The following is a 10,454-nucleotide window of genomic DNA, read 5'->3' on the forward strand; positions in this document are numbered from 1 at the left end:
TCCAGGCGGGCCACCTCCTTCTCGTCGAGCGTCAGCCCGACCGCCGCGACCGCGTCCTCCAGGTGGCGGGTCTTCGTGGCGCCGACGATCGGCGCGGTGACCGCGGGCCTGCTGAGCAGCCATGCCAGCGCGACCTGGACCGGGGACACCCCGCGTTCCCCGGCGATCGCGCGGGTGGCGTCCACGATGGAGAAGTCCGCGTCCGCGTACCACCTCTCCACCAGCGGATCGTTGCCCGCCCGGACCGTCTGCCCGGTGCGGTCCCGGTCGCGGGTGCCCGCCAGCAGCCCGCGCGCCAGCGGGCTCCAGGGGATGACGCCCACGCCCTGGTCCAGGCAGAGCGGGTTCATCTCCCGCTCCTCCTCGCGGTAGAGCAGGTTGTAGTGGTTCTGCATCGAGACGAACCGGGTCCAGCCGTGCGCCTCGGCGATGTGCTGGGCCTTGGCGAACTGCCAGGCGTACATGGAGGACGCGCCGATGTACCGGGCCTTTCCGGCCCGCACCACATCGTGCAGCGCCTCCATCGTCTCCTCGAGCGGTGTCTCGTGGTCGAAGCGGTGGATCTGGTAGAGATCCACATGGTCGGTGCCCAGCCGCCGCAGCGAGGCGTCGATGCCCGCCATGATGTGCTTGCGGGACAGACCGCGGTCGTTGGGGCCCTCGCCCATCGGGTTGTAGACCTTCGTGGCCAGGACGTAGTCGTCGCGGCTGGGGAAGAGCTCCCGCAGCAGCTCACCGGTGATCTCCTCGCTGCGGCCCACCGAGTACATGTCGGCGGTGTCGAAGAAGGTCACCCCCTCCTCGGCCGCCCGCCGCACGATCGGCCGTGCGTCGTCGATGTCCAGCTGCCAGGGCCGGTGCTCGGGGCTGCCGTAGCTCATCATGCCCAGGCAGATCCGCGACACCTTGACGCCCGACGCGCCCAGCCGTACGTACTCCATGCGTCTGCTCCTCCTGCTCGTCCGCCCGTTCGGCCGCCCCGTCACAGCAGACCACCCCGGCCGCCGGATGTCAGCCCGGTGTGACGAAACCGCTTTCGTACGCGGCGATCACCGCCTGGGTGCGGTCCCGAACGCCCAGTTTGGTGAGCACCGCCCCCACATGTGTCTTGACGGTGGCCGGGCCCACCGCCATCCGGGCCGCGATCTCCGAGTTGGACAGCCCGTCGGTCATCAGCCGCAGCACCACGGCCTCCCGCTCGGAGAGCCGCTCGCGCAGCGCCCGCGCCGTCGCCTCGCGGTCCGGGCCGCGGGCGGCCGCGTGCTCGGCGGCCAGCGCCCGCACCGCGGCCGGGAACAGCAGCGAATCGCTGCGCGCCACCACCCGCACCGCCTGCACCAGCTCCGCCGCGCGGGCCCGCTTGAGCAGGAAGCCGCTGGCCCCGGCGCGCAGCGCGTCGTACACATAGCTGTCGTTCTCGAACGTCGTCACCACGATGACGCGCGGCGGGTCCGGCACGGTGCCCAGGATCCGCTCGGTGGCGCGGATGCCGTCCACATCGGGCATCCGGACATCCATCAGCACCACGTCCGGGCGCAGTTCACGGACCACCGGCACGGCCTCGGCGCCGCTTCCGGCCTCGCCCACGACCTCCAGGTCCGGCTCGCTGGAGAGGATCGCGCGCAGCGCGGTGCGCACCATCCGCTCGTCGTCGACGAGCACGATGCGCAAGGGGGACGGCGGGGTGCTCACCGGGACGCCTCCACCGGGAGCCGGACCGTGAGCCGCCAGACGCCGTCCACGGTGTCCCAGGCGCAGGTGCCGCGCAGCAGGGTGACCCGCTCGGCGATGCCGCGCAGCCCGCGGCCGCCGCCGGCGGTCCGTGCCCTGGTGGTTCCGTCCACCGGGTTCTCCATCGTGATCTCCACCTTCTTCAGGTCCTCGGCGATCCGGAGCCGCACCGGCACCCGGCCCGCGTGGCGCAGCGCGTTGCTGAGCCCTTCCTGGACGATGCGGTACGCCTCGCGGGAGACCACGGGCGGCAGCCGGTCCAGCGTGCCCGGGGCCGTCAGCTCGACGGCGACGCCCGCGGCCCGGGTGCGGGCGAGCAGCCCGTCCAGGTCCATCAGAGTGGGGGAGGGGGCGTGGGCCGGGGCGGCCTCCCCTTCCCGTAACAGACCCAGCACGCTGTCGAGTTCGCCGACCGCGTCCCGGGTGGTCTCCTCGATGGCCGCCAGCGCCTCCCGGGCGAAGTCCGGATCGGAGTCGAGGACCTTACGGGCCGCGCTCGCCTGGAGGGTCACCGCGCTCAGCGCATGGCCGACCGAGTCGTGCAGCTCACGGGCGAGCCGGTTGCGGGAGGCCAGCCGGGCGGCCCGCCGCTCGGCGGCGGCGAGCCGCTCGGCGGGGGCCGGTCCGAGCAGCGCGGGCGCACAGCGGGCCAGCAGCGCCCCGGCGGTCGCGGCGAGCCCCATGAGCAGGGCCAGCAGCGCCACCCCGGCCAGGGGCGCCAGCGCGGTGGGGGTCGAGGCGAAGGCGTGCGGCCAGTCCAGGCCGTCGGCGTACGAAGCGTCGGTGAACGGCAGCGCGACCAGCAGCGCCGAGGCGGGCAGCAGGGACAGGAAGAGCCCGCTGACCAGCCCACCGATGGCCAGGTGCAGCCCGTACCAGAGCGATGTGCGGGCACGCGCGTCCCACGACCCGGCGGGCCCGGCCGCGAGTTCGGCGGACTCCGGCAGCCCGCACAGCGAGCGCGCGGCGGTGGCCTCCAGGGGGCGTACGAGCGGCAGGAGCGCGGTCGGCGCGGCCAGCGGCAGGGCCGAGGCGAAAGTGACGAGTTGCCAGCGCAGGGAGGTGAAGGGATCGGCGCCCCGGACCAGCATCGCGAAGACCACGGCGGTCAGCAGGTAGTACGGCATCAGCAGGGCGCCGCCGAGCACCAGATGGACCCAGCGCAGCTGGGCCCGGCGGCCGACCACCGCACGGACCGCCCGCCGCCACCACGCCCCGGTCACCGGGCGTGGCGTTCCGCCGCGCGACCGGCGGAGCCGCGCTCGCGGAAGAAGCGCCCGCCGGCCGTGAGGACGAGCAATCCGACGGTCATCTGCACAGCGTAGGTCAGATTCATCAGCGCGGTCGGCTCCTTGGCGGCGCTCTGGGCGGTCAGCCCGGTCATCAGGAGCCAGCCACCCCAGCAGGCCAGCGCCGCCGAGCCGACCCAGGCCAGGCCCAGTGGCAGGGCGAGGCGCACCGGGCGCCCGGCGCGGAAGGCGACCATGAGCACGCCGACGACGGTGACCAGCGCGAACAGCACGTACACGCCCTCCAGGACGGCGAAGTCGCCGCCGCGGTCCTGGGCCCGCTCCCGGTTCAGCCCGGTGTCCGAGCCCGCGGCCCACAGCAGATGGACGGTGGCGGGCACCGCGGTGAGCAGGGCGATGACGACGGCGACCGGTCGCCGGAGGGCACGGTCCGGCCCCTGGGCGGGCAGATCGGCGATCCGGCCGCGCCACAGATGGCCCCAGCGGCGGCGCGCGTACAGCACGAACAGGCCGCCCAGGGCCAGCCCCTGCACGATGAACCCCCCGTAGACCATCCCGAAGACCCACTCGGCCAGGAACGTCTCGCCCGATCCGGACGACCGGCTCCCTTCCCCGCCGTCGAAGCCCAGCGCCCTGGCCGCCAACTGGGCCGGGAATCCGGTCATGATGGGCGCGAGCAGGCCGCAGGCCGCCCATGCGGGCAGGGCCGTCAGCCAGGCCGGTGCCCGCAGCCCCCAGGGGCGGGTGAGCAGCAGGGCGAGGGCGACCACGGCGGCGTCCATGAGCACCGACAGGCCGTTGACGACGGCCATCAGCGTCTGCCGGCCCGGGTCGCGCAGCTCGCTGCCCTCGGGGATGCCGACGTGACTGCCCGCCACCCAGGCGACCTTGAGACCGATATAGGGGAGACAGGCGAGGATCGCGACGGCCCGCAGGATCCGCGCGGCGGAGTCACCGGGTGCGGGTGCGGAGCACGTGCCGGGGAGGGTCTGGGTCATGGCCACCAGCCTCCCGGCGCCGCGGGCGCCGCGCGTCACCCCGCCCGACGATCCCCCTCCGCCGCGCGGCGGAGGGGCCCGTCCTCCCGTGGGTCAGAGGCGGCGCGTCGCGAGGGTGAGCCGGTCCCGGGCGTCGAACAGGGCGTCCTTGATCATCTGCTCATGGGTGGGGGTGAGCCGGGCCACCGGCACCGAGCAGCTGATGGCGTCGCGCGAGGGGGTGCGGTACGGGATGGCGATGCCGAAGCAGCGCAGGCCCAGGGTGTTCTCCTCGCGGTCCACCGCGTACCCCTGCTCCCGGATGAGGTGCAGCTCTTCGATCAGCTTCTCGCGGTCGGTGATGGTGTGCTCGGTGAGCTGGCTCAGCGTCTCCGGCAGCAGCTTGCGCACCTGCTCGTCGGAGTACGTGGCCAGCAGCGCCTTGCCCAGCGAGGTGGAGTGGGCGGGCAGCCGGCGGCCGACGCGGGTGAAGGGGCGCAGATAGTGCTGCGACTGCCGGGTGGCGAGATAGACGACATTGGTGCCGTCGAGCCGGGCGAGGTGGATGGTCTCGGTGGTGTCGTCCGAGAGCCGGTCCAGGGTGGGGCGGGCGGCGGCCACGACCTCGTCGCCGTCGATGTAGGAGGTGCCGACGAGGAGGGCGCGCACCCCGATCCCGTAGCGGGTGCCGGTGGCGTCCGTCTCCACCCAGCCGAGCTCCACCAGGGTGCGCAGCAGCATGTAGAGGCTCGACTTGGGATAGCCCACGGCCTCCTGGACCGCGGCGAGGCTGTGCATCCCGGGCCGCCCGGCGAAGAACTCCAGCAGTTCGACCGTGCGGACCGCCGATTTGACCTGGGCCCCGCCTGTCTCGGCAGCTGACATCGCCTTGACCCCTCTGTTCGACCAGCCATAGAGTCCCGAGGGGAAATTCATCACCCGGGACAGCGTTCAGCATATCGAACACCGTCGATGTGTGAGACGCAAGCAGCGGTAACACCACAGCAGGAGGAATCCGCGGTGTCAGCACCAGTGTGGAGCGTCGACCCCCGAACCGGAAAGCAGCGCGAGCAGGTAGCGGTCGAAGCCACGGCGGAGGAGGTCGACCGCGTGGTGCGCGCGGCCCACGCCGCCCGCGGCTCCCTGGCCGACCGTGCGGTGCGCGCCGCCCTGCTGCGCACCGCCGCCGATCTGCTCGACGAGGCCCGTGACCAGCTGGTCGAGGCCGCCGACGCGGAGACCGCCCTCGGCCCCGCCCGGCTCACCGGTGAACTCGCCCGCACCACCTACCAGCTGCGGTCGTTCGCGACCATCGTGGACGAGGGCGCCTTCCTCGACGTCCGCATCGACCACGCCGACGCCACCCAGACCCCGCCCTGGCCCGATCTGCGCCGCTACAAGCTGCCGCTCGGCGTCGTCGCCGTCTACGCCGCCAGCAACTTCCCGCTCGCCTTCTCCGTGCCCGGCGGGGACACCGCGAGCGCCCTCGCCGCGGGCTGCCCGGTGATCGTCAAGGCCCACCCCGACCACCCCGCCACCTCCGAGGTGGCCGCCTCCGCGCTGCGCCGCGCCGCCGAGCGGGTGGGGGTGCCCGCCGATGTGATCGCGGTGGTGCACGGCTTCGACGCAGGGCTGGAGCTGGTCAAGCACCCGCTGATCGCCGCCGCCGGGTTCACCGGCTCGGTCCGCGGTGGCCGCGCCCTGCACGACGCGGCGGCCTCCCGGCCGGTGCCGATCCCCTTCCACGGCGAACTGGGCAGCCTCAACCCGGTCGTGGTCACCGAGGCCGCGGCCGCCGAGCGCGGCGACCAGATCGGCGCCGGGCTCGCGGGCTCCATGACGCTGGGCGTCGGCCAGTTCTGCACCAAGCCCGGCTTTGTGCTGGCCCCGGCCGGCCCGGCGGGCGACGGCCTGCTGAAGTCCCTCACCGACGCGGTCAGCAACACCGACGCCGGGGTCCTGCTCGACCACCGGATGCGGGACAACTTCGTCGCCGGGATCAAGGAGCGCGTCGAGCTGTCGGACGTGGAGGCCCCGGTCACCCCCGGCTCCGGCGGTGAGCACACGGTCAGCGCGGGCTTCCTGACCGTCCCCGCGCGGCGGCTCGTCGAGGGCGGCCCGCACGATGTGCTGCTGGAGGAGTGCTTCGGCCCGGTGACCGTCGTGGCGCGGTACGAGAGCGACGACGAGATCAGCGCGGTGCTCGGGCGGCTTCCGGGCAACCTCACCGCCACCGTCCACCTCTCCGCCGCCGAGGGCGAGGGCACCGAGGGCCGGGCCGGTGAGCTGATCGCCGAGCTCACCCCGCTGGCCGGCCGGGTCCTGGTCAACGGCTGGCCGACCGGTGTCGCGGTCGCCCCCGCCCAGCACCACGGCGGCCCCTACCCGGCCACCACCTCCACCTCCACCTCGGTCGGCGGCACCGCCATCGAGCGCTGGCTGCGGCCGGTCGCGTACCAGGACACCCCGGCCGCCCTGCTGCCGCCGGAGCTGCGCGACGAGAACCCGCTGGAGCTGCCGCGGCGGATCAACGGCGTCCGGGAGCAGCACGCCTGACCCCCCGGAACGGCGGCTCGGCCGCCGGACCCGCGGACCTGACCCGCGCGTCCGGCGGCCGATTCGCGTCGGCGTTCACCCGGGCGCCACGTAAGCCATCAGAATCGCCGCTGGTCAGCGGGTATGTATAAGGATCGCTTGAAGGCATCCGACACGGAAACGCGATGGACGCCGGGGTGCGCCCGTCCCATAGTGGATGGACATGGAGAGCCTGGCGGGCGCCGAATTCGCGCCACACACGACATATCTCACCACCGCGTCCAGCGGTCTGATCCCCGCACGTTCCGTAGCCGCCGTGAAGGCGGTCCTCGACGGCTCGGCCGCCGGACAGCCCATCGTCGACGTGTCCTTCGAGGCGGTCGAGGCGAGCCGCGCCGTCTACGCCCGGCTCGTCGGCCTACCGGCCCGGCGCGTCGCGGCCGGCAGCTCGGTCGCCGTGTACGCGGGGATGATCGCGACCTCGCTGCCGCCCGGGGCCGAAGTCCTGGTGGCCGACGGCGACTTCAGCTCGCTGGTCAACCCCTTCGCTGTCCGCGGCGACCTCAAGCTGCGCATCGTGCCGCTGGAGGAGATCGCGGAGGCGGTACGGCCCGGTACGGCGCTGGTGGCCGTGAGCGCGGTCCAGTCGGCGGACGGGCGGATCGCCGATCTCGCCGCCATCCGGGACGCCGCCCGGGCACACGGGGCCCGCACGCTGGTGGACATCAGCCAGGCGGCCGGCTGGTTCCCGGTGAACGCCGCCGAGGCCGACTACACGGTCTGCGTGGCCTACAAGTGGCTGATGTGCCCGCGCGGGGCCGCCTTCCTGACCGTGCCCGAGGACCTCGGCGAACTCACCCCCGTCTTCGCGGGCTGGGTCGCGGGCGAGAAGCCCTGGGACAGCTGCTACGGCCCGGTGGAGGAACTCGCCCACTCCGCACGGCGCTTCGACGAGAGCCCGAGCGTGTACGCGTACGTCGCGGCCCGGCACTCCCTCGCGCTGATCGAGGAGCTGGGCACCGAGGCCATCGCCGCCCATGACCGCGCGCTCGCCGACCGCTTCCGGGAGGGGGTCATCTCGCTCGGCCACCAGCCCGTGGCCGCCCCGGGCTCGGCCATCGTCTCCGTACCGGGCCTGGGCGGCGCCGCGTCCCGGCTGGCGGAGGCGGAGGTGCATGTCTCGGCGCGGGCCGGCAACCTCCGCGCCTCCTTCCACCTGTACAACACCGCGGCCGATGTGGACCGGCTGCTGGAGAAGCTGTCCGGCTGAGCAGGTCCGGTCCCGCTACGGGGGACTCGCGGCACAAAAATCTGAGGGAAGCCGGGGGACTCCGGCTTCCCTCAGATCACGGACGTCACGTCAGCGCACGGCGGTCATCACCGTACGGGCGTGAAGTCCCTCGCACCGATGAACTCCGGCCGGCGGACCGGCGCGGCGAACGGCTCGACCGCCGTGTTCTCCACGCTGTTGAACACGATGAACACATTGCTGCGGGAGTACGGCGTGATGTTGTCGCCGGACCCGTGCATGCAGTTGCAGTCGAACCACGTCGCCGACCCGGCCTGGCCGGTGAACAGCTTGATGCCGTGCTTGTCGGCGAAGCCGGTGAGGGCCTCGTTCGACGGGGTGCCGGCGTCCTGCATCTGCAGCGACCGCTTGTAGTTGTCCTTCGGCGTGGCTCCTTCACAGCCGAGGAAGGTGCGATGCGAGCCCGGCATGATCATCAGGCCGCCGTTGGTGTCGAAGTTCTCGGTCAGGGCGATCGAGACCGACACGGTCCGCATGTTCGGCAGACCGTCCTCGGCATGCCAGGTCTCGAAGTCCGAGTGCCAGTAGAAGCCCGAGGCCCCGAAACCCGGCTTGACGTTGATCCGGCTCTGGTGGACGTAGACGTCCGAGCCCAGGATCTGCCGCGCGCGACCCACCACCCGCGGGTCGCGCACCAGGTTCGCGAAGACCTCGCTGATCCGATGCACCTCGAACACCGACCGTACGTCCCTGGACTTCGGCTCGATGATCGAGCGTTCGTCGGCGCGCACGTCCGGGTCGGTGACCAGCCGGTCCAGTTCGGCGCGGTACACCGCGACCTCATCCGGAGTGATCAGCTGGTCGATCGCCAAGAAGCCGTCGCGATCGAAATCGCTCAGCTCGGACGGTTGCAGCGGCCCCGGAGCCCCGGGCTCGGACCACACCACCGGGTCCACGCGTGGTGTGGCCACCTCCACGGCACCACGGGTCGGGTACAAGTCAGTGACCGTGGTCATCGGATCATGCCTCCTCGGTCTCGGTGATCAGCGGGTATACGCCGTTCTCATCATGGTCCTCCCGTCCGGTGATCGGCGGGTTGAAGACACAGACGCACCGGAAGTCGGTCTTGGGGCGCATTGTGTGCTTCTCGTGCCCGTTCAGCAAGTACATGGTGCCGGGCGTGATCCAGTGCTTCTCACCGGTCTCGTCGTTGGTCAGCTCGGCCTCACCCTCGACGCACAGCACCGCCTCGATGTGGTTGGCGTACCACATCGACGTCTCGGTGCCCGCGTAGAGGATGGTCTCGTGGAGCGAGAAGCCGACGCCCTCCCGGGCGAGCACGATGCGCTTGCTCTCCCAGGTGCCGGACTTGGACTTGATGTGCCTCTCGGTGTCCTCGATGTCCTTGAAGGATCGGACGATCACGGTGAGTTCTTGCCTCTCTCTTCTCTGCGGTGCGGGAGGGTTATGCGGTCTCGCGGACCGCACGGGCGAGGGTCCGCAGCCCCTCGTCCAGTTCTTCGGGGGAGATCGTCAGCGCGGGCAGCAGCTTGACGACCTCGCTCTCGGGACCGGAGGTCTCGACCAGCAGGCCGAGTTCGAAGGCGCGCTTGCAGACGGCCGAGGCGCGCGGCTTGTCCTCGAACTCGAGGCCCCACACCAGGCCACGGCCGCGGAAGTGGGTGCCGGACTGCTCCTCGCAGATGGCGCGCAGGGCCTGCTCGACCTGCTCGCCGCGGGCGAGGGTCTGCTTCTCCATCTGGCCGTCCGCCCAGTAGGTGTCCAGGGTGGCGGCGGCGGTGACGAACGCGGGGTTGTTGCCGCGGAACGTGCCGTTGTGCTCGCCGGGCTCCCAGATGTCCAGCTCGGGCTTGAAGAGGGTGAGCGACATCGGCATGCCGTAGCCGCTGATGGACTTGGAGACGGTCACGATGTCCGGGGTGATGCCCGCCTCCTCGAAGGAGAAGAAGGCGCCGGTACGGCCGCAGCCCATCTGGATGTCGTCGACGATCAGCAGCATGTCCTGGCGCTCGCACAGCTCGGCCAGGGCGCGCAGCCACTCGGGCCGGGCCACGTTGATGCCGCCCTCGCCCTGCACGGTCTCGACGATCACGGCGGCGGGCTGGTTGAGCCCGGAACCCTGGTCCTCCAGCAGCCGCTCGAACCACAGGAAGTCCTCGACCGTGCCGTCGAAGTAGTTGTCGAACGGCATCGGGGTGCCGTGGACCAGCGGGATGCCCGCACCGGCGCGCTTGAAGGCGTTGCCGGTCACGGCCAGCGAGCCCAGCGACATGCCGTGGAAGGCGTTGGTGAAGGAGACGATCGACTCGCGGCCCTTGACCTTACGGGCCAGTTTGAGCGCGGCCTCGACCGCGTTGGTGCCGGTCGGGCCCGGGAACATGACCTTGTAGGGCAGGTCGCGCGGCCGCAGGATGTTGTTCTGGAACGACTCGAGGAACGCGCGCTTGGCCGTGGTGGACATGTCCAGGCCGTGGGTGACGCCGTCACGCTCGATGTAGTCGATCAGCGCCCGTTTCAGCACCGGGTTGTTGTGGCCGTAGTTGAGCGACCCGGCTCCGGCGAAGAAGTCCAGGTAGGTGTGGCCGTCCTCGTCGTACATGTGGCTGCCCTGCGCGCGGTCGAAGACAGCAGGCCAACCGCGGCAGTAGCTGCGCACCTCCGACTCCAGGGCCTCGAAGACGCTCAGGGCGG

Annotated in this window: 10 protein-coding genes; 2 read left to right on the top strand and 8 right to left on the bottom strand. The window is 71.9% G+C overall.

Features of this window, described 5'->3' with window-relative positions; translation table 11 throughout:
* From GWI24_RS32560 to GWI24_RS32580, 5 genes are all read right to left on the bottom strand, one after another.
* Nucleotides 1–941, bottom strand: a 941-nt coding sequence (locus GWI24_RS32560) for an aldo/keto reductase (RefSeq protein ID WP_210949658.1), incomplete at its 3' end; no start/stop codon positions are given.
* Between the two features lie 70 nt (nucleotides 942–1,011).
* Nucleotides 1,012–1,692 (bottom strand): response regulator transcription factor, encoded by a 681-nt coding sequence (locus tag GWI24_RS32565; RefSeq protein ID WP_308344164.1) that lies wholly within the window; start codon nucleotides 1,690–1,692, stop codon nucleotides 1,012–1,014.
* Nucleotides 1,689–2,954, bottom strand: a complete 1,266-nt coding sequence (locus GWI24_RS32570; protein ID WP_210949659.1) for a histidine kinase — start codon at nucleotides 2,952–2,954, stop codon at nucleotides 1,689–1,691. The genes GWI24_RS32565 and GWI24_RS32570 overlap by 4 nt, the downstream gene beginning before the upstream one ends.
* Nucleotides 2,951–3,979, bottom strand: a complete 1,029-nt coding sequence (locus tag GWI24_RS32575) for a hypothetical protein (protein WP_210949660.1) — start codon at nucleotides 3,977–3,979, stop codon at nucleotides 2,951–2,953. The genes GWI24_RS32570 and GWI24_RS32575 overlap by 4 nt, the downstream gene beginning before the upstream one ends.
* Nucleotides 3,980–4,072: 93 nt before the next feature.
* Nucleotides 4,073–4,843: an IclR family transcriptional regulator gene (locus tag GWI24_RS32580; protein ID WP_020872266.1), complete on the bottom strand. Its 771-nt coding sequence runs from the start codon at nucleotides 4,841–4,843 to the stop codon at nucleotides 4,073–4,075.
* A gap of 135 nt (nucleotides 4,844–4,978) precedes the next feature.
* Here GWI24_RS32580 and GWI24_RS32585 point away from each other — a divergent pair, with 135 nt between their 5' ends.
* Together GWI24_RS32585 and GWI24_RS32590 are read left to right on the top strand one after the other, a co-directional pair.
* Nucleotides 4,979–6,514: an aldehyde dehydrogenase (NADP(+)) gene (locus GWI24_RS32585; RefSeq protein ID WP_308344165.1), complete on the top strand. Its 1,536-nt coding sequence runs from the start codon at nucleotides 4,979–4,981 to the stop codon at nucleotides 6,512–6,514.
* Between the two features lie 202 nt (nucleotides 6,515–6,716).
* Entirely contained in the window at nucleotides 6,717–7,763 is a 1,047-nt protein-coding gene (locus GWI24_RS32590) for an aminotransferase class V-fold PLP-dependent enzyme (protein WP_210949662.1), read from the top strand.
* 107 nt (nucleotides 7,764–7,870) lie between these two features.
* Here GWI24_RS32590 and thpD read toward each other — a convergent pair whose 3' ends face one another.
* From thpD to ectB, 3 genes are all read right to left on the bottom strand, one after another.
* Entirely contained in the window at nucleotides 7,871–8,758 is an 888-nt protein-coding gene (gene thpD / locus GWI24_RS32595) for an ectoine hydroxylase (protein ID WP_210949663.1), read from the bottom strand.
* Nucleotides 8,759–8,762: 4 nt separating this feature from the next.
* Nucleotides 8,763–9,167, bottom strand: a complete 405-nt coding sequence (locus GWI24_RS32600; protein ID WP_020872270.1) for an ectoine synthase — start codon at nucleotides 9,165–9,167, stop codon at nucleotides 8,763–8,765.
* A 40-nt stretch (nucleotides 9,168–9,207) separates the two neighbouring features.
* On the bottom strand, nucleotides 9,208–10,454 hold a 1,247-nt coding region (ectB, locus tag GWI24_RS32605), incomplete at its 5' end, for a diaminobutyrate--2-oxoglutarate transaminase (RefSeq protein ID WP_210949664.1).

The sequence above is a fragment of the Streptomyces sp. MK37H genome (genome assembly GCF_018035285.1).
Taxonomy (GTDB): Bacteria; Actinomycetota; Actinomycetes; order Streptomycetales; family Streptomycetaceae; genus Streptomyces; species Streptomyces endocoffeicus.

Coding starts and splice junctions, on each gene's coding strand:
- GWI24_RS32580 (WP_020872266.1), bottom strand. CDS start 4,843: ATGTCAGCTGCCGAGACAGGCGGGGCCCAGGTCAAATCGGCGGTCCGC.
- GWI24_RS32575 (WP_210949660.1), bottom strand. CDS start 3,979: ATGACCCAGACCCTCCCCGGCACGTGCTCCGCACCCGCACCCGGTGAC.
- thpD (WP_210949663.1), bottom strand. CDS start 8,758: ATGACCACGGTCACTGACTTGTACCCGACCCGTGGTGCCGTGGAGGTG.
- GWI24_RS32590 (WP_210949662.1), top strand. CDS start 6,717: ATGGAGAGCCTGGCGGGCGCCGAATTCGCGCCACACACGACATATCTC.